This is a genomic window from Streptomyces sp. NPDC005266 (genome assembly GCF_040607655.1).
Taxonomy (GTDB): domain Bacteria; phylum Actinomycetota; class Actinomycetes; order Streptomycetales; family Streptomycetaceae; genus Streptomyces.
Window position 1 is genome coordinate 139,432 of record NZ_JBEXHC010000005.1, and the last position, 23,915, is coordinate 163,346.

A 23,915-nucleotide genomic window follows, 5' to 3' on the forward strand; every position below is an offset into this window, starting at 1 on the left:
TCAAGGCCCCCTGAGGAAAGGATCCGCCTCGTGATCGTCGTCGCCGGAGAAGCCCTGATCGATCTCGTCCCCGCGGACGGCCCCCCGGCGAGCGACGCTCTGCCCGCGCTGCGGCCCCAGCGCGGCGGCGGCCCGTACAACACCGCGATGGCGCTGGGGCGGCTCGGCTCCCCCACCGCCTTCTGTTCGCGAGTCTCCCGGGACGGCTTCGGCGAGGCGCTGCTGGAGCGGCTGCGGAGCGACGGTGTGGACACCGCGCTGGTGCAGCGCGGCCCGGAGCCGACCACCCTGGCGGTCGCCTCCATCGGCGCCGATGGCTCGGCGGGCTACAACTTCTATGTGGGGGGCACGGCGGACCGGCTCTTCGAGCTGCCCGAGGCCCTGCCGGAAGGGGTCACCGCGCTGTCGCTGGGCACCTGTTCGCTGGTGCTGGAGCCGGGCGCGAGCGCGTACGAGGCGCTGCTGCGACGCGAGGCCCGGCGCGGCGTGTTCACCGCGCTCGACCCCAATATCCGCACCGGTCTGATCCCGGACGCCGACGCCTACCGGGCGCGCTTCCGCGGCTGGCTTCCGTATGTGAATCTGCTCAAGCTGTCGGTGGAGGACGCGACCTGGCTGGCCGGCGAGGCGGATATGGACACCGCCATCGGGGAATGGCTGGCGGCGGGCCCGGCGGCCGTGGTCCTCACCCATGGCGGGGACGGTATGACCGTGCGGCGCCAGGACGGCTCCGGCTGGTCCGTCCCCGGTGAGCGGGTGGAGGTCGTGGACACCATCGGGGCGGGCGACACCGTGAACGCCGCGCTGCTGCACCGCCTCGCGTCCCATGACGCGCTCTCGGCGCCCGCGCCGGCCGCGCTCGGCGAGGAGGTCTGGCGGGATGTGCTCGGCTTCGCCGCGCGGGCCGCCGCGATCACCTGCTCCCGCGCGGGCGCGGAGCCGCCCTACGCGGCCGAACTGGACTGAGAACGCCCTGTGCGCCGCGCCCGGCCGGGCGCGGCGCACAGGGGCTACGGCGCTGCTTTACTTCGCGGCCGTCCGCTTCGAGGCGGCCGTGGTCTTCGCCGCCGCCTTCTTAGCCACGGCCTTCTTCGCCACGGCCTTCTTGGCCGTGGCCTTCTTCGCCGCGGCGGCCTTGGCGGGGGCCTTCTTGGCGGGCGTCTTCCTGGTGGTCTTCCCGCCGTTGCGCGCGGCGGGCACCGTCGCGTCGCTCACCCGGTCGCCCAGCATGTCCCGCAGGAACTTCCCGGTGTGGCTGGCAGGGATCGAGGCCACCTCCTCGGGCGTGCCCTCGGCGATCACCAGACCGCCGCCGCTGCCGCCCTCCGGGCCCATGTCCACGACCCAGTCCGCTGTCTTGATCACATCGAGGTTGTGCTCGATGACGATCACCGTGTTGCCCTTGTCGACCAGTCCGGACAGCACATTGATCAGCTTGCTGATGTCCTCGAAGTGCAGACCGGTGGTCGGCTCGTCCAGGACGTAGACCGTCCGTCCGGTCGACCGCTTCTGGAGCTCGCTGGCGAGCTTCACGCGCTGCGCCTCACCGCCCGAGAGGGTCGGCGCGGGCTGCCCCAGCCGGACATACCCCAGCCCGACCTCGTTGAGCGTGCGCAGATGGCGGGAGATCGTCGGCACCGCCTCGAAGAAGTCCATCGCCTCCTCGATGGGCATGTCCAGCACCTCGGCGATGGACTTGCCCTTGTAGTGCACCTCCAGGGTCTCCCGGTTGTAGCGGGCGCCGTGGCAGACCTCGCACGGCACATACACATCCGGCAGGAAGTTCATCTCGATCTTGATGGTGCCGTCACCGGAGCAGTTCTCACAGCGACCGCCCTTGACGTTGAAGGAGAAGCGCCCCGGAAGGTATCCGCGGACCTTCGCCTCCATCGTCTCGGCGAACAGCTTGCGCACATGGTCGAAGACCCCGGTGTAGGTGGCCGGGTTCGACCGCGGGGTGCGGCCGATGGGCGACTGGTCGACATGGACCACCTTGTCGACCAGATCGTCGCCGGCGACCCGGGTGTGCCGCCCGGGAACCGTCCGCGCCCCGTTCAGCTCGCGGGCCAGATGGGTGTACAGGATGTCGTTGACCAGCGTGGACTTACCCGAGCCCGAGACACCCGTGACGGCGGTGAGCACGCCGAGCGGGAAGGACACATCGATGTCCTGAAGGTTGTTCTCCCGGGCGCCGTGCACCGTCAGCCGCCGCGTGGGGTCCACCGGCCGGCGCGTCGCGGGCAGCGGGATGGACTTCTTGCCGGACAGATAGTGCCCGGTCACCGACTCGTCGTTGACCAGCATCTCGCTCAGCGGCCCGCTGTGGACCACCTTGCCGCCGTGCTCACCCGCGCCCGGGCCGATGTCCACCACCCAGTCCGAGGTCTTGATGGTGTCCTCGTCGTGCTCCACGACGATCAGTGTGTTGCCGAGGTCGCGCAGCCGCACCAGCGTCTCGATCAGCCGGTGGTTGTCGCGCTGGTGCAGGCCGATCGACGGCTCGTCCAGCACGTAGAGCACGCCGACCAGACCGGAGCCGATCTGGGTGGCCAGCCGGATCCGCTGGGCCTCGCCGCCGGAGAGGGTGCCCGCCGCACGGTTGAGCGAGAGGTAGTCGAGGCCGACGTCGACCAGGAACCTCAGCCGCTCGTTGACCTCCTTCAGCACCCGCTCGGCGATGGTCTTCTCGCGGGCGGTCAGCTCCATGCCCCGCAGGAACTCGGCGCACTCGGCGATCGACATCGCGGAGATGTCCGCGATGGACTTGTCCTGCACGGTGACCGCGAGGACGATCGGCTTCAGCCGGGTGCCCTCACAGGTGGGGCAGGGCACCTCGCGCATGTAGCCCTCGAAGCGCTCACGGCTGGCGTCGCTCTCGGCCTCGGAGTGGCGCCGCTTGACATAGGGCACCGCGCCCTCGAAGGCCGTGGTGTAGGCGCGCTGGCGCCCGTAGCGGTTGCGGTAGCGGACCTCGATCTGCGTCCGGTGGCCGTTGAGAAGCGCCTTCTTCGCGCGCTGCGGAAGCCCGGCCCAGGGGATGTCCGTACGGAAGCCGAGCGCGTCGGCGAGGGCGCCGACCAGCCGGCCGAAGTAGTCCTTGGTGTGGCCGTGGGACCAGGGGTGGATGGCGCCCTCGTCCAGGGACTTCTCCTCGTCCGGGACGATCAGCTCCGGGTCGACCTCCATCCGGGTGCCGATGCCGGTGCAGTCCGGGCAGGCGCCGAAGGGCGAGTTGAACGAGAAGGAGCGCGGCTCCAGCTCCTCGAATGACAGATCGTCGTACGGGCAGTAGAGGTGCTCGGAGAACATCCGCTCGCGCTGCGGATCGTCCTCGTCGAGGTCCACGAAGTCGAGGATCACCATGCCGCCGGACAGGCCCAGCGCGGTCTCCACCGAGTCGGTCAGCCGGCGCTTGGCGCTCTCCTTGACGGTGAGGCGGTCCACGACCACCTCGACGGTGTGCTTCTCCTGCTTCTTCAGCTTGGGCGGATCCGACAGCTGGATGGTGGTGCCGTCCACCCGCGCCCGGCTGTAGCCCTTGGTCTGGAGATCGGAGAAGAGATCGACGAACTCCCCCTTGCGCTCGCGCGCCAGCGGCGAGAGCACCTGGAAGCGGCTGCCCTCGGGCAGCTCCAGCACCCGGTCCACGATCGCCTGCGGCGACTGACGGGCGATGGGGCGGCCGCACTCGGGGCAGTGGGGCTTGCCGATCCGGGCGAACAGCAGCCGGAGGTAGTCATAGACCTCGGTGATGGTGCCGACCGTCGAACGCGGATTGCGCGAGGTCGACTTCTGGTCGATCGACACCGCCGGGGACAGGCCCTCGATGAAGTCCACATCGGGCTTGTCCATCTGCCCCAGGAACTGGCGGGCGTAGGAGGAGAGCGACTCGACGTAGCGACGCTGCCCCTCGGCGAAGATCGTGTCGAACGCGAGGGACGACTTGCCCGACCCGGACAGTCCGGTGAAGACGATGAGGGAGTCGCGAGGGAGGTCGAGTGAGACGTTCTTGAGGTTGTGCTCGCGAGCGCCACGGACGGTGAGACGGTCGGCCACGCCGGTCGGCACCTTTCTTGAGAGAGGTGGGTGCGCCGGGCCCGGTCCCGCGGCCCTGCCGGACGGACAGTGGCGGCGCGGAGCGAAGCCCCCAGACCAGGGTATGGGGGCGACACGGCGATGTCTTAAGGATGCAGCACACCGAGCCTATAGCACGCACATTCGATTTTCGGGCAGAGTGAGCCGACTTCACCCGATCGTGTGGCGCGCACTACGGTCGGATCATGGCCGACTACAAGGCGGACTGCGCCGCCGTGCAGGCAGCGACGGACCGGCTGCTCACCGCGGTCGCCGGTCTGGACGACGCCGCGATCGCGGCACCCTCCGCACTGCCCGGCTGGATTCGCGGCCACGTTCTCGCGCATCTGGCGCGCAACGCGGACGCTCTGGTGAATCTCCTCACATGGGCGAGGACCGGGCAGGAGACCCCGATGTACGGAAGCGAGGACGCGCGCGACGCCGATATCGAGCGCGACGCCGTCCGCCCGCTCCCGGTGCATCTGGACGATCTGCGCACCAGCGCCTTCCGCTTCAACGCGGCCGCCGCCGCGCTGCCCCGGGAGCGCTGGTCCTACGAGGTCACCCTGCGCCATGGGCACCGGGAACCGGCCGCCGCCCTGCCGCTGCGCCGGCTCGCCGAGGTCGAGCTGCACCATGTCGACCTCGACATCGGCTACACGGTGGCGGACCTGCCCGCCGGGTACGTCGAGAGACACCTCGACGCCCTCACGGATACAAGGTTCGCCGGGCACCCGGATATTCCGCCGCTGCGGCTCGCCACCGGCGCGGGCGGCCAAGGGGCCGTGCGGCACACCGGCCGCGCCGTGGCCCCGGGGGAGAGCCCGATCACCGTCTCCGGCTCCCCCGCCGCCCTGCTGGGCTGGCTCACCGGCCGTACGGACGGCTCCGATCTCTCCTGCCCCGACGGTCCCTTGCCGGTCATCCCCGCACTAGGCTGAGGCCATGACCTACAGCGGAACGGTGACCGTCGGCGGACCTGCGGATGTGCACGAACTTCCCGACCTCATGATTTCCAAGGTCGCGGTCGGCCCCATGTCCAACAACGCCTATCTGCTGCGCTGCCGGACCACCGATGAGCAGCTGCTGATCGACGCCGCCGCCGAGCCGCACACCCTGCTCACCCTCATCGGCGAGGGCGGTATCGGCTCGGTCGTCACCACCCACCGCCACCAGGACCACTGGGGCGCGCTGCGCGAGGTGATGGAGGCCACCGGCGCCCGCACCCACGCGGGACGCTACGACGCGGAGGGCATCCCCGTCCGGACCGACGTCCTGGTCGACGACGGCGACACCGTGCGGGTGGGCCGGGTCGAGCTCACCGCCCGCCATCTGGTCGGCCACACCCCCGGCAGCATCGCCCTGATCTACGACGACCCGCACGGCCATCCGCACCTCTTCACCGGGGACTGCCTCTTCCCGGGAGGGGTCGGCAACACCCGCAAGGACCCCAAGGCGTTCGAGAGCCTGATCAACGACGTGGAGACCAAGCTCTTCGACCGGCTGCCGGACGAGACCTGGGTCTACCCCGGCCACGGCGACGACACCACGCTCGGCGCCGAGCGCCCGCACCTGGGCGAATGGCGCGAGCGCGGCTGGTAGCGCCCGCCCCACGCCGTCCTCGCGCCCGCCGCCCCCGTACGCCCCGTAACCGGCGGCGCGCCGCGGCTGTTGGCGCGTCATGCACCATGACCGCTCTCCGTCCATGGCCCGCCTCGCCGCCGCGTCCCTGGCCGGCACCGCGATCGAGTTCTACGACTTCTTCGTCTACGGCACGGCCGCCGCCCTCGTCCTCGGCCCACTCTTCTTCCCCACCCTCTCCCCGCTCGCCGGCACCCTCGCCGCCTTCGGCACCTTCGCCGTCGGCTTCGTCTCCCGGCCGCTCGGCTCGATGCTCTTCGGGCCCATCGGCGACCGCCACGGCCGGCGGCCCGTCCTCATCGCCTCACTGCTGCTGACGGGCCTGGCGACCGTCGCCGTCGGCTTCGTACCGACGTACGACTCGATCGGCATCGCCGCCCCCGCCCTGCTGCTCCTCCTCCGCTTTCTCCAGGGGCTCGGGGTCGGCGGCGAATGGGGCGGCGCGGTCCTGTTGACCGCCGAGCACGCGCCCCCCGAGCGGCGCGGGCTGTGGTCGGGCTTCCCCCAGATCGGCCCGGCCGTCGGCTTTCTGCTGGCCAACGGCACGATGCTGGCCCTGTCGGCCGGGCTGACCGACGCCCAGTTCCGCTCCTGGGGCTGGCGGGTGCCGTTCTGGGCCGCGGGGGTGCTGGCGGGGGCCGGGCTGCTGCTGCGCGCCCAGCTGACCGAGAGTCCGCGCTTCCAGGAGCTCGCCGAACGCGACGAGCGCGCCGCCGCGCCGCTGGCCGAGGTGGTGCGCGGCCACTGGCGGCTGGTCCTGCTCACCGCGGGCGGGCTGGCGGTCGGCTACGCCGTCTTCTACGCGGTGACGACCTGGTCCCTGGCGTACGGAACGGAACGGCTCGGCGTGGACCGCACGGTGATGCTGGGCTGCATCATGGCGGCCGTGGCGGTGAAAGGCGCGCTGACCCCCTTCGTGGCCCATCTGGGCGACCGCTTCGGGCGACGGGTGCTGTGCCTGGTGGGGTGCGCGGCCACCGTGGCGTGGATGTTCCCGCTGATCGCGCTGTTGCGCACCGGCGAGCCGCCGCTGATGTTCCTCGGCTTTCTGGGCGCGCTGCTGGCCTTCATCACCATGTTCGCGGTGACCTCGGCCTATCTGCCCGAGCTGTTCGAGGCGCGGGTGCGCTGCACGGGCGCGGCGCTCGGCTACAACCTCGGGGGCGTGCTGGGCGGGGCGCTCACGCCGATCGTCGCGACCGCGGTCTCGCACGGCGACGGCCCGCCGTGGGGCGTCGCCGCGTATCTGACCGGCGTCGCCCTGCTCAGCCTGGGCTGTTTCGCGCTGCTGCCGGAGACACGGCCGACGGCCGACCGGCCCTGGGGCGGGCGGTCGGCCGTGCGGCCGACGGCGACCGGGGAGGCGCCCGCCTGAGGGGCGGCCTCCCCCGGTCGGCGCGTCAGACGTCCGCGCTGTCCTTCTCGAGCTCTTGGGCGCCCGCCTCCGCCCGCGCCTGCTTCTTGGAGGCGTAGAGGCTGGTGACCGTGGTGACGGCGAGCACCGCACCGATGACGCCGAGCGAGACCGGGATGCTGATCTCCGGGACATGCACCCCGGACTCGTGGAGCGCGTGCAGCACCAGCTTCACGCCGATGAAGCCGAGGATGACGGACAGGCCGTACGACAGGTGGACCAGCTTCTTGAGCAGCCCGCCGATCAGGAAGTACAGCTGGCGCAGGCCCATCAGCGCGAAGGCGTTGGCGGTGAAGACGATGTACGGGTCCTGGGTGAGGCCGAAGATGGCGGGTATCGAGTCCAGCGCGAAGAGGACGTCGGTGGTGCCGATCGCCAGCATGACGATCAGCATCGGAGTCATCAGCCGCTTGCCGTTCTCGACGATGAACAGCTTGGTGCCGTGGTATGCGTCGGTGGACGGGAAGCGCCGCTCGACCATCTTGAGCAGCCGGTTCTCCTCGTACTCCTCTTCGGGCTCATCGGCGCGCGCCTCCTGGATGAGCTTCCACGCGGTCCAGATGAGGAAGGCCCCGAAGAGGTAGAAGACCCAGGAGAAGGTCGAGATGATCGCGGCGCCGCCGGCGATGAACACCGCCCGCAGCACCAGCGCGATGAGCACGCCCACCATCAGCACCCGCTGCTGGTAGATGGGCGGCACCGCGAACTTCGCCATGATCAGGACGAAGACGAAGAGGTTGTCGACGCTCAGCGACTTCTCGGTGATGAAGCCCGCGAAGAACTCACCGGAGGGTTGTCCGCCCGCGAAGAGGAACAGCCCGAGCCCGAAGAGCCCGGCGAGGACGATCCAGACGGCGGTCCAGATCCCGGCCTCCTTGAGGGAGACCTCATGCGGCTTGCGGCCGCCTATGAAGAAGTCGATGGCGATGAGGGCGCTGAGACCCGCGATGGTCAGCGCCCACATGGTCAAGGAGACGTCCACGGTTCCTCCGGCATTCGTACGGCAATCTCAGCGTCGTCGCTGCCGGAGGTCTCTTCCGTCCGTGCCCGAGCGGGCAACGGACCGGCGCCCCGGGATTCCGCCCGGCCTCATGGGACGCCGGACGTGATCCGTGGTGACGGGGACACCGCTACAGGAGTACTCCCCTCCGCACCCACGAGAGTACAGGAATACCCATGGAACAGTAAAGACTTGCACAAGAGTGCAGGTCAACGGCCATATGACTGCCGGGCCCTGACCACCTTCCCCAAAACGTCGTGGAGGATCCGGCTGCCCGCCGGGGCCAGCGAGGGCTCGTACGTCCACGCATGGCCGACCCAGGGGTCGGCGAGGTGGTCGTCGGCGACCGGGGTGAGTCGCATCAGCGACCGCCACAGCGGGTCGAGCACCGGCCCGTACTCCCGCGCGTCCTCCCGGTCGGCCACCATCATCAGATGCACGCCCACCGAGGGCCCCTCGTCCGCCAGATAGCGCAGCTGAGTGACGGACCGGTCGTCGAAGCCGTGCGGAAAGTCATTGACGATCAGCAGCTGCTCGGCGACGTCCACATCCGGCGGCAGCGCGTCCGCGGCGCCGCTGCGGACCGCCATCTGCATCAGATCGACCCGCCGGGTCAGCCCGGCGAGCACCGAGGCCACCCCCTGGGCCCCGGCCGCGGGCGGCTCGCGCAGCACACCGGACCCCAGCAGGGGGGCGAAGGCCGCCGTGGCCGTGCCCGCCGGGTCGATCACCCGCACCGCGAACTCACCCGCCGGATAGACGGCCAGCAGCCGCGCGGCCAGCGCGACCGCCGTGGCCGCCGCCAGCCGGCGCAGCTCCCCGGAGTCCATGAGCGCCCCTTCGGCGGAGCCCGTTCCGCGGCCGGCGTCGATCCACAGCCCGCGCTCCAGCGGCAGCCGCACCAGCATGGGGATGCGCAGATCCGTGCGCTCCGGAAGGTGCAGATCGCCGAGGCGCAAAGCCATCGGAATCTCCATCGGCACCTGATAGCCCTGCCAGACCGGGCTGTCCCAGCGGGCGTACGCGGGCGGCAGCGCGTGCTCCACGACCTCGGCTTCGGCGGCGAGCTGCGCGAGATCCCGCTCGAGGGCGGTGCGCGCCTGCTCGACCAGGCCGGAGTGCTTGGCGCGGGCCTCCGTGCGGGCGGAGTCGGCGGCCGGGCCCACCCGGGTGCGCGGATCGGAGAGCACCCGGTCCAGCTCCTGCTCCATCCGGGAGTCGGCGAAGTCCACGGCGCTGCGATAGGCCGCCGTCGTCCGGGCGAGATCCTCGAACATCCCCCAGACCTGGTTGTAGAGCCGCTCGTCCATGGTCCAGCCGGTCGCGTCGCCCGCCACCGGCTGGGCGGGCTGTCCGGGCGGGGCGGGCGGCGCGACCGGCGGGGGCGGGGGCGGCGAGGCCGAACGGCGGCCCGGGTGCTGGTAGTTGATGGGCCCGCCCCCGGCCGGTGCGGCGGGGGCCTGCTGCGGCTGCGGCGAGATCTGCGGCTGAGCGGGGGCCGCCGGATCGGCCGGCCCTCCGGCGGCGCTGCCGCCCGCCGCGGCCGTACGCACCCGTCCGCCGCCCGCGGGGCGGGGCGGGGGCTGGGCGACCGAGCGGGCCATGCCCCGCACCACCGCCTCGTTGATCTCCGCGGCGAGCTCGGCGCCCTGCGGCAGCCCCTGGTCCAGGAGCATCGCGGCCAGCCCGCCCGCGTATCCCTGACCGACGGCGCGCACCTTCCAGGCGCCCTGCCTGCGGTACAGCTCCAGGGCGACCACCGCGGACTCCACGTCCAGGTCGGTGATCGTGTAGCTGGCGATCTCGGCGCCGTCGAGCCCCGTGACGGCGACCAACGGCGCGGCCATGGCCCCGAACCGGACCGGGCCGCCGACGCCGGCCGGCAGCGCGAGCAGCACCGTGACGCGGTGGACGCTCTCGGGCATCGCACCGAGGTCGACGGCGAGCCGGTGGTCCGCCGCCGCCTGTCTGGGCACCTCCATCCCGGGCAGCTGCGGCGAGGCGGGATGCGCGACCCATTCGGCGCCGCGCACCGTGCCCTGCTCATCGCCGAGTGTCGCCCCGGCCACGATCGGATTACCCGCCGAGACCCGGATCTCCAAACGGGTCTGGGGCAGGGGGTGGTTCTGCCCTCGGACCAGCTCGGCCGTCATCGCCGCTTCCCCTCGTTGTGTTCCGTTGTCTGCGTGTCGCCAGGTGCTGCGTGAGCGCGTCGGCCCGGCGGGCAGTGCACCACCGGGCCGACGACGGAAGACGCCGCTTGCGGACGCGGCATACGTATGGGCTTACAGATGCGGCAGGATATGCGGCATCAGGTCCTGGAAGGTGCGCCCGTTGGCCGGCTCGCCGACCGCCTTCATCTGCCAGGCGCCGTTCGCCCGCTGAACCTTGGCCATGATCTGCGCGGTGTACTGCCCGCCGCCGGTGAGGGTGTAGCGCGCCAGCTCCTGGCCGCTGGTCTCGTCCACCAGCCGGCAGAACGCGTTCTGCACCTCGGTGAAGGTCTGACCGGTGAAGGAGTTGACCGTGAAGATGATCTGGTCGATGTGCACCGGCACCCGCTGCAGATCGACCAGGATCGCCTCGTCGTCGCCGCCCTGGCCCGCGCCCCCGACCAGGTTGTCACCGGTGTGGCGCACCGAGCCGTCGTCGCTCACCAGATGGCGGAAGAAGACGACGTCGATCGGCTGCTTGTCGGCGAAGAGCACCGCCGACGCATCGAGGTCGATCTCCCGGGTACGGGATCCGAACAGCCCGCGGCGGGGCGCCGCCTGCCAGCCCAACCCCATCCGCACCGCGGTCAGGGTGCCCCCGTCGGCCTTCTGCAGGCTGATGGCCTGTCCCTTGGACATATTGACCGTCACGCGCTGTCCCTACTCTCGTCTCTCGAATTCCCCGTGGCCGCCGCGGCTGTGCGGCCGTGGCCGCGCCGTGTGCACGGCCCTCAGGGAAAAACCCTATGCACTGCCGCCGGGGCAGTGGTCGGGTGAGCGGGCTTTTGTGTCGGTCTTGCAACACAGAGAAGCCAACGGGCGCTCCTGACGGAGGAACCGGGCGCTCCGGGCGGAGCCAACGGCCGTCCCCGGCGGAGGCACCGGACGCCCCCGGCGGAGGCACCGGGCGTCCCTGGCGGAGGAACCGGGCGCTCCGGGCGGAGGCACCGGGCGTCCCTGGCGGAGGAACCGGACGCCCCCGGCGGGACCGGACGCCCCGGGCGGAGCCAACGGGCGTCCCTGGCGGAGGCACCGGGCGTCCCTGGCGGAGGAACCGGACGCCCCTGGCGGAGGAACCGGGCGCTCCGGGCGGAGGCACCGGGCGCCCCCGGCGGAGGCACCGGACGCCCGGGGGTCGCCCGGGGCGCCCCATTGGTCAGCTGACCCCGGCCTCCTTCATCTGCCGCAGCTCCTTCTTCAGCTCCGCCACCTCGTCGCGCAGTCGGGCCGCGACCTCGAACTGCAGCTCCGCCGCCGCGGCCCGCATCCGATCGGTCATCTCCTCGATCTGCTCGGCCAGCGCGGCGGCCGGACGGTCGGTCAGCGCGCCGTCCTTACCGGCCTTGGCCTTGGCTCCCTTGGCCGCCTTACCCGTCTTGCCCGCCTTCTGGTCCGTGCCCTCGGACGACTTGCGGTAGCCGGTGCCCAGCAGCTGCTTGGTGTCGACGTCCTCGCGGGCGATCTGCGCGACGATGTCGTTGATCTTCTTGCGCAGCGGCTGCGGATCGATTCCGTTCTCCTTGTTGAACGTCATCTGCTTCTCGCGGCGGCGGTTGGTCTCCTCGATGGCCTTCGCCATCGACGGGGTGACCTTGTCGGCGTACATATGGACCTGGCCCGAGACGTTACGGGCGGCACGGCCGATGGTCTGGATCAGCGAGGTGCCGGAGCGCAGGAAGCCCTCCTTGTCGGCGTCGAGGATGGCGACCAGCGAGACCTCCGGCAGGTCGAGACCCTCCCGCAGCAGGTTGATGCCGACCAGCACGTCGTACTCGCCGGCGCGCAGCTCGCGCAGCAGTTCGATCCGGCGCAGGGTGTCCACGTCGCTGTGCAGATAGCGCACCTGGATGCCCAGCTCGAGCATGTAGTCGGTGAGGTCCTCGGCCATCTTCTTGGTGAGGGTGGTGACCAGGACGCGCTCGTCCTTCTCGGTGCGCGTGCGGATCTCATGGATCAGATCGTCGATCTGGCCCTCGGTGGGCTTGACGACGACCTCGGGGTCCACGAGGCCGGTCGGCCGGATGATCTGCTCCACGAAGCCGTCGCCCCGCGAGAGCTCGTACGGACCCGGGGTGGCCGAGAGATAGACCGTCTGGCCGACGCGCTTGAGGAACTCCTCCCACTTCAGCGGGCGGTTGTCGAGGGCGGAGGGCAGCCGGAAGCCGTGCTCGATCAACGTCCGCTTACGGGAGGCGTCACCCTCGTACATCGCGCCGATCTGCGGCACGGTGACATGCGACTCGTCGATGACCAGGAGGAAGTCGTCCGGGAAGTAGTCGAGCAGGGTGTGCGGCGGGGTGCCGGTCTCGCGGCCGTCGATGTGCAGCGAGTAGTTCTCGATGCCGGAGCAGGTGCCGATCTGGCGCATCATCTCGATGTCGTAGGTCGTGCGCATCCGCAGCCGCTGGGCCTCCAGCAGCTTGCCCTGCTTCTCCAGCTTGGCGAGGGTCTCCGTCAGCTCGGACTCGATCCCGGCGACGGCCTTCTCCATGCGCTCGGGCCCGGCCACATAGTGGCTGGCCGGGAAGACATAGAGCTCCTGGTCGTCGCTGATCACCTCGCCGGTGAGCGGGTGGAGCGTGGACAGCGCCTCGATCTCGTCGCCGAACATCTCGATCCGGACCGCGAGCTCCTCGTAGACCGGGAAGATCTCGATGGTGTCGCCGCGGACCCGGAAGGTGCCCCGGGTGAACGCCATGTCATTGCGGGTGTACTGAATCTCGACAAAGCGGCGCAGCAGCTGATCGCGGTCGATCTCCTCGCCGACCTTGAGCGGCACCATGCGGTCCACGTACTCCTGCGGCGTGCCGAGGCCGTAGATACAGGAGACGGATGCCACGACGACCACATCGCGCCGGGTGAGCAGCGAATTGGTCGCGGAGTGGCGCAGACGCTCCACCTCCTCGTTGATCGAGGAGTCCTTCTCGATGTAGGTGTCCGACTGCGGGACGTACGCCTCGGGCTGGTAGTAGTCGTAGTAGGAGACGAAGTACTCGACCGCGTTGTTCGGCAGCAGCTCGCGGAATTCATTGGCGAGCTGGGCGGCGAGGGTCTTGTTGGGCGCCATGACCAGAGTCGGTCGCTGGAGCTTCTCGATCATCCACGCGGTGGTCGCGGACTTACCGGTGCCGGTCGCGCCGAGCAGCACGACATCGGGCTCACCCGCACGGATGCGCCGGTCGAGGTCGGCGATGGCCGTCGGCTGGTCGCCGCTGGGCCGATAGGGGCTGACGACCTCGAAGGGCGCCACCTTGCGTTCGATCTGGGTTACGGGCCGCATGACACCCACCGTACGACTCGCCACCGACAATGGCCGGAGCGTCATGCGCCGACCACGAACCGTAGCCTGGCCGGTATCTGTCCCCCGTTCGATATCTATCCCCGGGTACGGAGCGTCTGGGACCCTCTGCCCGTCCGCGAGTCATCAGACGACGCGAGGAGTCCGTATGCAGATCCGCCCCGCCGCCGCGTTGACCGGCGCGCTCCTGGGCATGTCCGCGCTCTTCCTCCCCATGGCCACGCCCACGGCGGCGGCCCGGACCACCGGCCATGGGCACCACCGCCACCCGGCCACCGTGGCCCATCGAGGTGCCTCCGCCTATGCGCCGGAGAACACCCTGGCCGCCGTGGACGCCGCCGATGATCTGGGCATCGACTGGGTGGAGAACGACGTCCAGCGCACCAAGGACGGCGAGCTGATCATCATGCACGACACCACGCTCAGCCGTACGACCGATGTGGAGCAGGTCTTCCCGGACCGCGCGCCCTGGAACATCTCGGACTTCACCCTCGACGAGATCGAGAAGCTGGACGCCGGAAGCTGGTTCGGCCCGGAGTTCACGGGCGAGTCCGTGCCGACGCTCGACGAGTACATGGACCGGGTCTCGGACAACCACCAGAAGCTTCTGATGGAGCTCAAGGCGCCCGAGCTGTATCCCGGTATCGAGCGCCAGACGCTGCGGGAGCTGCGCAGGGAGGGCTGGCTGAACCACCGGCACAAGCGGAGGCTGATCATCCAGAGCTTCAGCGCCGACGCCGTGCGGACGGTCCACCGGCTGCGGCCGGACGTGAAGACCGGCTTCCTGGGCACCCCGGCCGTCGCCGATCTGCCGGAGTACGCCGAGTTCACCGACCAGATCAACCCGGGCTACAAGACCATCGACGCCGACTACGTGGCCGAGGTCCAGTCGCTGAACGGCGCGCACCGCCGGCCGCTGGAGGTCTTCACCTGGACCGTGAACGACGGCCCGGCCGCGGTCTCGGTCGCCCGGATGGGCGTGGACGGCATCATCACCAACAAGCCAGATGTGGTCCGGGACGCCCTGGACGAGGCTGACTGATCCGTCCGGCCCGACCGGCAGGCTCCGATCACAGCGCCCCGGCGGCCGACGGCCGCCGGGGCGCTGTCAGTGGTCGCGCCTACGCTGGCAGCGTGACGATCGCAGAGCGGCGGACACCGCCGCAGCCGGAGCAGCGGCCCGAGGCGCACGACACACACGCCTGGTCCTGGGCGGTGCTGGACACGCCCATCGGCCCCCTGCTGCTCGCGGCCACCGGCCAGGGGCTGGCCCAGGTGGTCTTCCACGTCGACGAGAAGACGGCCGCCGAGGCCGTCTCGCGCCTGACCCGCCGCCTGGGCACCGGGCCAACCGCCCCGGCCTCACCCCCGGGGCCCGGCTCCCCCGCGCATCTGGCCACGGCGCTACGGCAGCTGGAGAGCTATTTCGCCGGGGACACCAAGGAGTTCACCGTCCCCCTGGACTGGTCGCTGATCACCGGCTTCAACCGCCGGGTACTGCGCGAGCTGGCCGCCCACGTTCCCTACGGGACGGTCGTCGGCTATCAGTACCTCGCGGACCGGGTCGGCGAGCCGGGTGCCGCCCGCGCGGTGGGGGTGGCCATGGGCAGCAATCCCCTTCCGGTCGTGGTCCCTTGCCACCGGGTCGTCGAGAGCGGCGGCGGGATAGGCGGCTTCGGCGGCGGTCTGGAGACCAAGCGCACCCTGCTGGCCCTGGAAGGGGTTCTTCCGCAACCCCTCTTCTGAATCGTTCTTCTGATCCCGGGACAGAAATATTGCGCCGGAAATCCTCGGTGGTCTTGTGACTGACGCCTTTCCCCCTTATCTTAGGAGCGCTCGCGGACCCGCACCGGGCAAAACCGCGCCGGAACCGCTTCCAGGCGCCCCTTGCCCCTGGCATTTTCCAGCCGCCGGGCATCTCTTGCGATCGGCCGTACAGCACGTACCGCACGATAACGCTCCGCAGCTCTTCAGCGTTTCCGTTCGTCAGCCGTTCCGCTCTTCGGCTGTCCCCCGAACGACCGCACGTAGGTAATGCACGGCTCAACCACGTCCCCGTAGCTGAACGAATTGGAGAGCCATGTCCGGTGTTCTGCTCGCCGGCGGCGCGGCCGCGGCGTTATTCGCCACGGCCCTTTCCGCCCAAGGTGTTCCCTCGGCCCCCGATGCGCCGCCGGAAAAGATCCAGATAAGCGTCAAGACCGTGAACGGCTCGGGCTGCCCCAAGGGAACCGCCGCCGTGGCCGTCGCCAGTGACAACACGGCGTTCACCGTGACCTACAGCGACTATCTCGCGCAGGTCGGCCCCGGTGCGGACCCGACCGACATCCGCAAGAACTGCCAGCTCAACCTGGGCGTGCACATACCGCAGGGGTTCACCTACGCCATCGCCCAGGTCGACTACCGCGGCTATGGGTACCTCGAGCGGGGCGCGAGGGGCACCGAGAAGGCGAGCTACTACTTCCAGGGGTCGGCGGACACGGCGTCACGCACCCACGACTTCAACGGTCCGTACAACGACAACTGGCAGACCACCGACATCACCGAGTACAGCGCCCTGGTGTGGGCCCCCTGCGGCCAGGACCGCAACTTCAACATCAACACCGAGCTGCGGGTGAGCGCGGGCACCTCCGCGAGCGGCTCCACCAGCTTCATGGCCATGGACTCGACGGACGGCGGAGCAAACACCATTTACCACCTGGCCTGGAGGGAATGCCCCTCATCCCGCCAGTAGCACGGTAAACCACCCTCGAATGGAGAATCATGCCCGGTGTTCTGTACGCAGGCGGCGTGGTCGCGTCGTTATTCGCCTCGGCGCTCACCTCCCAGGCATACGCACAACCCCCGTTCGACACCGTGCCACCCGACAAGATCGTAATCACGGTCGCGACCGTCAATGGTTCGGGATGTCCGGCGGGTACGGCGGCGGTGGCCGTGTCCCAGGACAACACCGCCTTCACCGTGACGTACAGCGACTATCTCGCCCAGGTGGGCAAGGGCTCCAAGCCGACCGACTTCAGAAAGAACTGTCAGCTGAGTCTGGTCACCCATGTGCCGCAGGGCTTCTCCTACGCCATCGCCAGCGTGGACTACCGGGGCTACGCCCATCTGGAAAAGGGCGCGTCCGCCACCGAGAAAGCCTCGTACTACTTCCAGGGGCAGTCGCAGACGACATCCAACTTGCATGACTTCAACGGCACCTTCGACGACAACTGGCAGACGACCGACACGGCCGATATCGCCACCGTGGTCTGGTCGCCCTGCGGCGAACTCCGCAACTTCAACATCAACACCGAGTTGCGGGTCAACGCCGGCACGTCCAACACCAAGGACACCACGAGCTTCATCACCATGGACTCGACGGACGGCGATGTGAGCACCACCTATCACTTCGCCTGGAAGGAATGCCCGGCAGGGAAGTAGGCGCGGAAGAAGCCCGCGGAGCCGTAGCCGCGGAGGGGCTACGGCTCCGGGCGGTGCCACGCCGGATGCCGGGGGTCCTCCACCCGCACCACCACATCGGCGGTCTCGTGCGGCCGTACCTCGTCCTCGTAGCGCGCGAAGGCGGGCAGCGTCCACTGCTCGTCCTCGTCGGTGCGGCGGGCGAGGGCGGCCGGGGACAGCCTCAGATGGATCGACAGATCGAACGGGAACCAGTGCCCCAGGAGCAGCGCTCCGTGGAGCAACAGCACCCCGCCCCGGGGCAGTTCGGCGTACGGACTGCGGGTGGCCCGGTCGGTCACCGGATCCCACAGATCGGGCAGGACCCGCCCGGTCCCGGCCGCCCCCGGCTCCAGCGGATCGAAGACCTCACGCCACAGGGCACCTGTGTCCAGCCAGCGGTCGTAGTACGCGTCGGCGTCCCGCCGCCCGTACTCGTAGCGCAGCGAGGCGGGCCGCCGGAATCCGGCCGCCGCGACCACCAGCGCCGGGCGCCCCCGTATCCGCAGCGCCTCGGACAGCGCCGCCGCCAGGTCCCCGGTGCGCGCCGCCGGGGCCCCGTCGATCGCCGTCCGGAGCCAGGGGCTGCCGTCCGCCGCCGTCAGTCCGGCGATCCGGTCGGCGGTCGCGTCGGTCAGCCGTTCCCAGGAGATCGCTTCGAGCCGCACGCCCCCCATCATGCCGTGAGCCGTCCCGCCACGGTCGTCCGCTCATACCGTTCGCCGCCCCGGTCGTACGATCGGATCCCCCGGCCCCGAGGAGAGGCGACCATGGCAGACCGGATAGCGCTGCTCCGCGGCATCAACGTGGGCGGCAACAAGCGATTCCCGATGGCACGGCAACGCGAGCTGATGGCCGACCTCGGTTTCACCGACGTCACCGTCCACCTTCAGACCGGCAATATCGTCTTCTCCGACCCCGGCACCCCGCCCGAGGAGACGGCCCGGACGCTCGAGAAGCACTTCGCCGCCGACCTCGGCTTCTCCGTGCCCGTGCTGGTGCGTACGCGCGACGAGCTGGCCGCGACCATCGAGGCCAACCCCTACCCCGAGGCGACGGCCGAGCCCAAGACCCTGCATGTGGTCTTCCTGTCGGACGCGCCCGCCGACACCGCCCCGCTGGACGCCCTGGACCCGGCCTCCTACGCCCCGGACGAGTTCCGTCTCATCGGCCGCGCGCTCTATCTGCACTGCCCGGACGGCATCGGCCGCTCCAAGCTCGCCGCGAAGGTCACCGGCCTCAGGCTCGGCGTACTGGCCACCGCCCGCAATTGGAACACGGTCACCAAACTGCTGGCCCTGGCCGACGCCTGACGCGGGCTCCGCCGCTCAGCCCCAGCCGTACCGCTGCCGCAGCCGCACCACGACCCGGTCGAAGCGCGGCCGGTCGAGCGCGCACGCCTCGCGGCGCATCCCGTCCGGATGCACCCGCAGCACCCGGTCCAGATTCACCCAGGAGTCCCGCCCGGCCCGGTCCCACGGCCCGGCGCCGATGCCGACCCACTCGCGGTCGTCGTCATGCCGCTTGCTCGACAGCTGAACGGCGAGCAGCGTTCCGCCGCGCTCGCGTGCGACGACCAGCACCGGGCGGTCCTTGCCGCGCCCGTCGTTCTCCTCGTACGGCACCCAGGTCCAGACGATCTCGCCGGGGTCCGGATCCCCGTCCGGGTCCGGTGCGTACTCCGTCCGCACCCGCCCGACCCGGCGCGGATGGGCTTCGACGGTGGCGGCGGGGCCGGTGCTCCCCGGGAGCGCCTCGCCGTGCGCGGTGCCGTTCGCCGCGTGGGCCCCAGGGGTCCCGTTGAATGGCCTGATCACGACGGACACGTTAGCCCGTCCGCGAGAGCGGGTGACATGCCAGGTCTTCTGGAGTGGAAGGGGCAGTACGTGCCTGATGTTCTCGACCCATTGGCGGACCTCGTCAAGCGGCGCAGAGACCCGGTCGTCGTCCAGACATTGCGTTCCGCGGCGGCCGCGACCCTCGCCTACGTCGTCGCCCTCAAGCTCAGCAGGGAGCCCGCCCCGCTGACCGCTCCGCTCACCGCGCTCCTCGTCGTCCAGGTCACCCTCTACGCGACCCTCACCACCGGCGTCCGCAGGGTGAACTCGGTGGTCGTGGGCGTGCTGATCGCCATCGGCTTCAGCTCCCTGGTCGGGCTCTCCTGGTGGAGCCTGGGTTTGATCATCCTCGCTTCGCTGACGATCGGCCGGTTCGTCCGCGCGGGCGAGTTCGTCCAGGAAGTGGCGATCAGCGCCATGCTCGTCCTCGGCGTGACCCAGGTGACCATCTACGCCTGGGACCGGGTGCTGGAGACCCTGATCGGCGCGGGGGTCGGGCTGGGCTTCAACCTCTTCTTCGCACCTCCGGTGTGGGTCGAGACGGCCGGCAAGTCCATCGAGGACCTCGCCCGCCGGATGCGTCAGCTGCTGCTGCACATCGGCGAGGAGCTCGGCAGCCAGATCCCCGTCGCCCTCGCCGCCGCCCGTCTCCACGAGGCCCGCCGCCTCGACCACGACATCGCCCAGGTCGATGCCGCCCTCAGGCAGGCGGAGGACAGCGTGCGGCTCAACCCACGGGTCAAGGAGGGCCTTCTCTACCGGGTGGTGCTCCGGACCGGACTGGACACCCTGGAGATCTGCACCGTCATCCTGCGCGTCATGACCCGCACCCTGACCGACCTCGCCAAAGAGCGGACGGACGAACCCCTCTTCCCGCAGGAGGTGGCGGATGCCCTGAAGGACCTCTTCGCCCATCTGGCCGCCGCCGTCGAGAGCTTCGCGGTCCTGGTCACCACTCAGGTCAGCGCCAACGCCGAGGAAGCCGAATCCCGCCTGGCCAGCGAGCTCGCCAAGGCCCAACGCAGCCGGGACCGCGTGGCCGAGCTCCTGCTGCGCCGCGTCCAGGAGCACCCCCGCCAGTGGCAGCTCCACGGTGCCCTCCTCGCGGAGATCGACCGGATCCTCGCCGAACTCGACATGGAGCAGCGCTCCAAGCGCCTCATGGAAGAGCTCGACCGCAGCAGCCGCGAAGTGCGGGGGCGCTTCCCCTTCCTCCACAAATTCCGCCGCCGGTCCCGCGGCGACCGCCGGAAGAGCTCCGCGACATCCTGATCCGCCCCCGGGGAAACCCGGTGCAGGCCGCGGACCGCTCGCCCTACCGTACGGAGATGACCGACGTCCCCGCGTACCGCCCGACCATGTCCGCCGAGCAGGCCGCGCGGATCCGCCAGTGGCACGAGTCCGCCTACCGGGCGGCGAAGGCCGAAGGCGCCGACGGCCAGACCTTCGACTACCTCGGACGCACCATCGCGGTCCCCCCCGAGGTCCAGCCGGTCACCGCCATGTCCGACCTCCTCGGCGAGGCGGTGCTCGCCGAGGCACGGGAGAGCGACCGCGTCCTGGACATGGGCACCGGAAGCGGCGTCAACGCCGTCCTCGCCGCGGCCACGTCCCGGCAGGTGGTCGCGGTCGACATCAATCCCCACGCCATCGCCGCCACCCGTGCCAACGCCGAGCGCAACGGTGTCGCCGACCGGATCGACGTGCGGTACAGCGATGTCTTCAGCGCGGTCGACGGCCGGTTCGACCTGATCGTCTTCGATCCGCCCTTCCGCTGGTTCCCCGCCCGCGACCTTCTCGAAGCGGCCACCACCGACGAGAACTACTGCGCGATGACCACGTTCTTCCGCTCCGTCCGCCGCCATCTGTCCCCCGGCGGCCGCGTCCTCGTCTTCTTCGGCAGCTCGGGCGACCTCACCTACCTGCGGCGACTGGTGGCCGAGCAGGGCTTCCGGAGCGTGGTGGTGGCCGAGCGGGCGCTGGTCCGGGACGGACTGAGGGTGGAGTACGCCACGTACCGGCTGGACCTCCCCTGAGCGGATGCGGTGAAGTTCGCCGCTGATCCCTCGTCGTTCGGCCTGGCCGAGGGCTTGGACGCCGAGAAGGATCAGCACTTGACTTCGCCGTAACCGCTTAGTTGAGGGGATACCGGTCCCGCGGGAAGACGACGTCGTCGTAGGGCTCGTACAGCTCCACGGAGCGGTGGAATTCGAAGGCGAAGTCGTCGGCGAGTTCGGCGATCGCGGCGCGGCCTTCGATCCGGGCCAGCCAGGACGGGGGAAGACGGAGGTCGCCATGGTGGGCGCCCAGGAGGTTGCCGCAGATCGAGCCCGTGGAGTCGCTGTCGCCCGAGTGGTTGACGGAGAGCAGCAGGGCCGCCTGGAGGGGGGTGCGCGGGGGCGTGGGGGTGTAGCTGATCTTGCCGCCGGGGCCGTAGGCGATCTTCTGGGCCGGGGTCCGGGCCAGGGCGCTGTAGACCGCGATGGCCAGCGCCTCCTCGGCGACCCAGCCACCGCCGAGCGATTCCGTCTTCTCGGGACTCGGATCGCCCTCGGCGGCCAGGTCGATCGCCGCGCGCAGGGCCGCGGTGGTCTCCTCATGGCCGGGGTAGCGGGCGAGCAGCTCCAGGGTGCGCAGGGCAGCCCCTTCGAGCGATTCCCCCTGGAGGAGGCAGGCGATCATCGCGGCCAGGGCGCCCGCGGTGTAGTAGCCCGTCGGATGGCCGTGGGTGATCTGGGCGCAGCGGGCGGCGAGCTCGAAGCAGTGGCGGGGGTCCCGGCCGGTGAGGCCGAAGGGCGCCGAGCGCATCACGGTGCCGCAGCCCTTGGAGTCGGAGTTGACCGGGCCGGGGGTGCCGTCGAGCGGGGTGTCCGGGGCGGGGATGTGCTCTTGGGTGAGCCCGGAGAGGCAGGCGTTGCCGGGGGCCCGGCGGGCGTAGAGCCAGGGCTCGGTGCGCAGCCAGCCGGAGCGGACCGGGTCGTTCGCGACCTTGGGGGGCGGCGGGGCGGGGTGGTTCTGGGTGTCGAGCCAGCGCAGATAGGCGTGGCGGACCATGGCGGTCGCGGCGCCGCCGATGCCCCTGGCCGAGGCCCTGGCGTGGGCCCGTATCAGGCCCTCCGCCGTGAACAGGGTCATCTGGGTGTCGTCGGTGACGCGGCCGACGGCTCCGCTCTCGTCCGGGACGAGCGCGGTGACCCCCGCGTCCCCATGGATCTCGCGAATCCTGTGCAGGGAGAGGAATTCGATGGGGTTTCCGAGGGCGTCGCCGATGGCCCCGCCCAGCAGACAGCCGCGGATCCGGGCCCGCTTGGCGGCCGATTCGTCCCATGACTCGCGGATCACTGGCGGCTCCTCGTCGCAATGCATCTCGTCGAACTGATCACCACATGATCGCAGCGCCCCCGGGACCGCCCTACGGCGGTAGATTCGAATGGGGAAAGCCGGGAGGTGGGTAGGGGCACAGCAGGAGAGGCGGTGTGATGTCGATGCGGCTGATGCGGACGGGTGACGAGCCCCTGCACGCGCGCAGCCCGCTGCGGATGCGCTTGTGGCTCGCCGCGTGGGGACTGCTGTGGACGCTCGGCGGAGCGGTGGCCTTCGCGGCCGCCGGACGCCCCGGGTGGGCGGCCGCCTGTGCGGTGCTCGCCGCCCTCACCTTCGCGGATCTGGTCTTCGTCATCCGGCATCTCCGGCAGGGGCCGCACTATCAGCCCGGCCGTAATGTGCCGCCGTACGCACCGGTCGCCGGGCGCCGGCGCGGTCGGCCACGCTAGGGGGAGCCCTTACGCGGCGCCCTTGCCGCCCTCATCCCCCTTGGCTCCCTGATCCCCCTTGTCCTCGAATCGAGCCGCCTCGACGAAGTCCGGGCGCGGGTCGAGCGCCGCCGCGAGGCGGAAGTGGCGGGTGGCCTCGTCCCTCCGGTTGGCCCGCTCCAGGGTGCGGGCCAGGGCGAAGTGGGCGAAGGCGTTGTCCGGCTCGCGCTCCAGGACGAGCTGGAACTCCAGCTCCGCCGAGCGCAGCTGGGCCGCGCCGAAGAAGGCTCGGGCCCGCAGCAGCCGGGCCGCGGTGTTCTCGGGGTGGGCGGTGATGACCGAGTCGAGCAGCTTGACGGCGCCCCGCGGGTCTCGGGCTGCGAGCAGCTGCTCCGCGGCGCGGTAGTCGATGACATGGGTCTCGGGCGTGGGCTCGGGCACAGCCGTTTCCTTCCCCGGGCGCGTGATCGGTAAGGCGAGGGTGGGGTGATCTCCGGTGGATGAGGTGGTGCTTCACGAATGATCGTCGCTACGGGGGCCCAACAACCGCCCCTTACGCCGCATTCCCCGCCACGCGTCCCGCCAAGCCCCGACACCGGATCGAGCGGTCGGGCCCAGGTCAGCCCGCGGCCTCGGACCTCCGCTCCAGCAGATCCGCCCATACCTTCGCGACCTGCGGTTCCAGCGCCTCGATCGGGCCGTCGTTCTCGATGACGACATCGGCGACGGCCAGTCGTTCCGCGCGCGTGGCCTGCGCCGCCATCCGCGCCCGCGCCTCGTCCTCGGCCATGCCCCGCAGCCGTACCAGCCGGTCGAGCTGGGTCTCGGGCGCGACATCCACGACCATGACCATGTCGTACAGCGAGGCCAGTCCGTTCTCGACGAGGAGCGGGACGTCATGGACGACGACGGCGTCCGGCCCGGCGGCGGCCTGGAGCTCGGCGGAGCGGTCACGGACCAAGGGGTGGACGATCGCGTTCAGCGCGCGCAGCCGCTCCGGGTCGCTGAAGACGACGCCGCCGAGCCGGGGCCGGTCCAGGCCGCCGTCGGCGGCCAGGATCTCGGGCCCGAACTCGGCAACGACGGCGGCGAGTCCAGGCGTGCCTGCCTCGACCACCTCGCGAGCGATCCGGTCCGAGTCGATCAACACCGCTCCGTACGAGACCAGAATCCGCGATACCTCGCTCTTGCCCGCCCCGATTCCGCCTGTGAGCCCCAGCTTCAGCATGGGGCCCACGCTATAC

General features: G+C 70.6%; 22 protein-coding genes. 12 read left to right on the forward strand and 10 right to left on the reverse strand.

Annotation, left to right across the window (positions count from 1 at the left end):
* Positions 1-30 precede the first annotated feature (30 nt).
* Complete coding sequence (locus tag ABZU99_RS11865) at positions 31-966, forward strand: carbohydrate kinase (RefSeq protein ID WP_356047370.1); 936 nt, start codon at positions 31-33, stop codon at positions 964-966.
* Positions 967-1,023: 57 nt separating this feature from the next.
* On the opposite strand, the gene uvrA is transcribed toward ABZU99_RS11865, so the two are convergent.
* Positions 1,024-4,056, reverse strand: coding sequence for an excinuclease ABC subunit UvrA (gene uvrA / locus ABZU99_RS11870; RefSeq protein ID WP_356050445.1), 3,033 nt, complete (start codon positions 4,054-4,056; stop codon positions 1,024-1,026).
* A 224-nt stretch (positions 4,057-4,280) separates the two neighbouring features.
* On the opposite strand from uvrA, the gene ABZU99_RS11875 reads away from it, so the two are divergent.
* The 3 genes from ABZU99_RS11875 to ABZU99_RS11885 all read left to right on the forward strand — a co-directional run bounded on the left by ABZU99_RS11875 (position 4,281) and on the right by ABZU99_RS11885 (position 7,090).
* The gene (locus ABZU99_RS11875) at positions 4,281-5,015 is read left to right on the forward strand and encodes a maleylpyruvate isomerase family mycothiol-dependent enzyme (protein ID WP_355939623.1); all 735 of its coding nucleotides are present in this window, start codon (positions 4,281-4,283) and stop codon (positions 5,013-5,015) included.
* Between the two features lie 4 nt (positions 5,016-5,019).
* Positions 5,020-5,676: an MBL fold metallo-hydrolase gene (locus tag ABZU99_RS11880; protein WP_356050446.1), complete on the forward strand. Its 657-nt coding sequence runs from the start codon at positions 5,020-5,022 to the stop codon at positions 5,674-5,676.
* Positions 5,677-5,779: 103 nt separating this feature from the next.
* Positions 5,780-7,090: an MFS transporter gene (locus ABZU99_RS11885; protein WP_355939617.1), complete on the forward strand. Its 1,311-nt coding sequence runs from the start codon at positions 5,780-5,782 to the stop codon at positions 7,088-7,090.
* A gap of 25 nt (positions 7,091-7,115) precedes the next feature.
* Here the strand turns inward: ABZU99_RS11885 and ABZU99_RS11890 are convergent, their stop codons facing one another.
* From ABZU99_RS11890 to uvrB, 4 genes are all read right to left on the reverse strand, one after another.
* Positions 7,116-8,111 (reverse strand): TerC family protein, encoded by a 996-nt coding sequence (locus ABZU99_RS11890; RefSeq protein WP_355939615.1) that lies wholly within the window; start codon positions 8,109-8,111, stop codon positions 7,116-7,118.
* A 227-nt stretch (positions 8,112-8,338) separates the two neighbouring features.
* A complete protein-coding gene (locus ABZU99_RS11895) occupies positions 8,339-10,282 on the reverse strand; it encodes a TerD family protein (RefSeq protein WP_355939612.1) in 1,944 nt (647 codons plus the stop codon).
* A gap of 132 nt (positions 10,283-10,414) precedes the next feature.
* Complete coding sequence (locus ABZU99_RS11900) at positions 10,415-10,993, reverse strand: TerD family protein (protein ID WP_356050447.1); 579 nt, start codon at positions 10,991-10,993, stop codon at positions 10,415-10,417.
* Between the two features lie 505 nt (positions 10,994-11,498).
* Positions 11,499-13,622, reverse strand: a complete 2,124-nt coding sequence (uvrB, locus tag ABZU99_RS11905) for an excinuclease ABC subunit UvrB (protein WP_355939607.1) — start codon at positions 13,620-13,622, stop codon at positions 11,499-11,501.
* 166 nt (positions 13,623-13,788) lie between these two features.
* Between uvrB and ABZU99_RS11910 the strand changes: the two genes are divergently transcribed.
* The 4 genes from ABZU99_RS11910 to ABZU99_RS11925 all read left to right on the forward strand — a co-directional run bounded on the left by ABZU99_RS11910 (position 13,789) and on the right by ABZU99_RS11925 (position 17,063).
* Positions 13,789-14,682 (forward strand): glycerophosphodiester phosphodiesterase family protein, encoded by an 894-nt coding sequence (locus ABZU99_RS11910; protein WP_356050448.1) that lies wholly within the window; start codon positions 13,789-13,791, stop codon positions 14,680-14,682.
* 173 nt (positions 14,683-14,855) lie between these two features.
* Positions 14,856-15,386, forward strand: a complete 531-nt coding sequence (locus ABZU99_RS11915; protein WP_356046873.1) for a methylated-DNA--[protein]-cysteine S-methyltransferase — start codon at positions 14,856-14,858, stop codon at positions 15,384-15,386.
* Positions 15,387-15,720: 334 nt separating this feature from the next.
* Positions 15,721-16,374, forward strand: a complete 654-nt coding sequence (locus tag ABZU99_RS11920; protein ID WP_355939601.1) for a DUF4360 domain-containing protein — start codon at positions 15,721-15,723, stop codon at positions 16,372-16,374.
* Positions 16,375-16,403: 29 nt separating this feature from the next.
* Positions 16,404-17,063 (forward strand): DUF4360 domain-containing protein, encoded by a 660-nt coding sequence (locus tag ABZU99_RS11925; protein WP_355939598.1) that lies wholly within the window; start codon positions 16,404-16,406, stop codon positions 17,061-17,063.
* Between the two features lie 38 nt (positions 17,064-17,101).
* Here ABZU99_RS11925 and ABZU99_RS11930 read toward each other — a convergent pair whose 3' ends face one another.
* Entirely contained in the window at positions 17,102-17,758 is a 657-nt protein-coding gene (locus ABZU99_RS11930; protein WP_355939859.1) for a uridine kinase, read from the reverse strand.
* 93 nt (positions 17,759-17,851) lie between these two features.
* Here ABZU99_RS11930 and ABZU99_RS11935 point away from each other — a divergent pair, with 93 nt between their 5' ends.
* Positions 17,852-18,394, forward strand: a complete 543-nt coding sequence (locus tag ABZU99_RS11935) for a DUF1697 domain-containing protein (protein WP_355939595.1) — start codon at positions 17,852-17,854, stop codon at positions 18,392-18,394.
* A gap of 15 nt (positions 18,395-18,409) precedes the next feature.
* Here ABZU99_RS11935 and ABZU99_RS11940 read toward each other — a convergent pair whose 3' ends face one another.
* Entirely contained in the window at positions 18,410-18,895 is a 486-nt protein-coding gene (locus tag ABZU99_RS11940; protein WP_355939856.1) for a type II toxin-antitoxin system PemK/MazF family toxin, read from the reverse strand.
* Between the two features lie 72 nt (positions 18,896-18,967).
* Between ABZU99_RS11940 and ABZU99_RS11945 the strand changes: the two genes are divergently transcribed.
* Both ABZU99_RS11945 and ABZU99_RS11950 read left to right on the forward strand, forming a co-directional pair.
* On the forward strand, positions 18,968-20,191 hold the full coding sequence (locus ABZU99_RS11945) for an aromatic acid exporter family protein (protein WP_355939592.1): 1,224 nt from the start codon (positions 18,968-18,970) through the stop codon (positions 20,189-20,191).
* A gap of 56 nt (positions 20,192-20,247) precedes the next feature.
* On the forward strand, positions 20,248-20,955 hold the full coding sequence (locus ABZU99_RS11950) for a methyltransferase (protein ID WP_355939589.1): 708 nt from the start codon (positions 20,248-20,250) through the stop codon (positions 20,953-20,955).
* Positions 20,956-21,052: 97 nt separating this feature from the next.
* Here ABZU99_RS11950 and ABZU99_RS11955 read toward each other — a convergent pair whose 3' ends face one another.
* A complete protein-coding gene (locus ABZU99_RS11955; protein ID WP_356046860.1) occupies positions 21,053-22,261 on the reverse strand; it encodes an ADP-ribosylglycohydrolase family protein in 1,209 nt (402 codons plus the stop codon).
* A gap of 137 nt (positions 22,262-22,398) precedes the next feature.
* On the opposite strand from ABZU99_RS11955, the gene ABZU99_RS11960 reads away from it, so the two are divergent.
* Positions 22,399-22,692, forward strand: coding sequence for a DUF6343 family protein (locus tag ABZU99_RS11960; RefSeq protein ID WP_356046858.1), 294 nt, complete (start codon positions 22,399-22,401; stop codon positions 22,690-22,692).
* A 9-nt stretch (positions 22,693-22,701) separates the two neighbouring features.
* On the opposite strand, the gene ABZU99_RS11965 is transcribed toward ABZU99_RS11960, so the two are convergent.
* Together ABZU99_RS11965 and coaE are read right to left on the reverse strand one after the other, a co-directional pair.
* The gene (locus ABZU99_RS11965; RefSeq protein ID WP_355939583.1) at positions 22,702-23,112 is read right to left on the reverse strand and encodes a tetratricopeptide repeat protein; all 411 of its coding nucleotides are present in this window, start codon (positions 23,110-23,112) and stop codon (positions 22,702-22,704) included.
* Between the two features lie 178 nt (positions 23,113-23,290).
* Positions 23,291-23,899: a dephospho-CoA kinase gene (gene coaE, locus ABZU99_RS11970; RefSeq protein WP_356046856.1), complete on the reverse strand. Its 609-nt coding sequence runs from the start codon at positions 23,897-23,899 to the stop codon at positions 23,291-23,293.
* Between the last annotated feature and the right edge of the window lie 16 nt (positions 23,900-23,915).

Coding starts and splice junctions, on each gene's coding strand:
- ABZU99_RS11885 (WP_355939617.1), top strand. CDS start 5,780: ATGGCCCGCCTCGCCGCCGCGTCCCTGGCCGGCACCGCGATCGAGTTC.
- ABZU99_RS11935 (WP_355939595.1), top strand. CDS start 17,852: ATGGCAGACCGGATAGCGCTGCTCCGCGGCATCAACGTGGGCGGCAAC.
- uvrB (WP_355939607.1), bottom strand. CDS start 13,622: ATGCGGCCCGTAACCCAGATCGAACGCAAGGTGGCGCCCTTCGAGGTC.
- ABZU99_RS11960 (WP_356046858.1), top strand. CDS start 22,399: ATGTCGATGCGGCTGATGCGGACGGGTGACGAGCCCCTGCACGCGCGC.
- ABZU99_RS11925 (WP_355939598.1), top strand. CDS start 16,404: ATGCCCGGTGTTCTGTACGCAGGCGGCGTGGTCGCGTCGTTATTCGCC.
- ABZU99_RS11930 (WP_355939859.1), bottom strand. CDS start 17,758: ATGGGGGGCGTGCGGCTCGAAGCGATCTCCTGGGAACGGCTGACCGAC.
- coaE (WP_356046856.1), bottom strand. CDS start 23,899: ATGCTGAAGCTGGGGCTCACAGGCGGAATCGGGGCGGGCAAGAGCGAG.
- ABZU99_RS11875 (WP_355939623.1), top strand. CDS start 4,281: ATGGCCGACTACAAGGCGGACTGCGCCGCCGTGCAGGCAGCGACGGAC.
- ABZU99_RS11880 (WP_356050446.1), top strand. CDS start 5,020: ATGACCTACAGCGGAACGGTGACCGTCGGCGGACCTGCGGATGTGCAC.
- ABZU99_RS11950 (WP_355939589.1), top strand. CDS start 20,248: ATGACCGACGTCCCCGCGTACCGCCCGACCATGTCCGCCGAGCAGGCC.
- ABZU99_RS11910 (WP_356050448.1), top strand. CDS start 13,789: ATGCAGATCCGCCCCGCCGCCGCGTTGACCGGCGCGCTCCTGGGCATG.
- ABZU99_RS11920 (WP_355939601.1), top strand. CDS start 15,721: ATGTCCGGTGTTCTGCTCGCCGGCGGCGCGGCCGCGGCGTTATTCGCC.
- ABZU99_RS11895 (WP_355939612.1), bottom strand. CDS start 10,282: ATGACGGCCGAGCTGGTCCGAGGGCAGAACCACCCCCTGCCCCAGACC.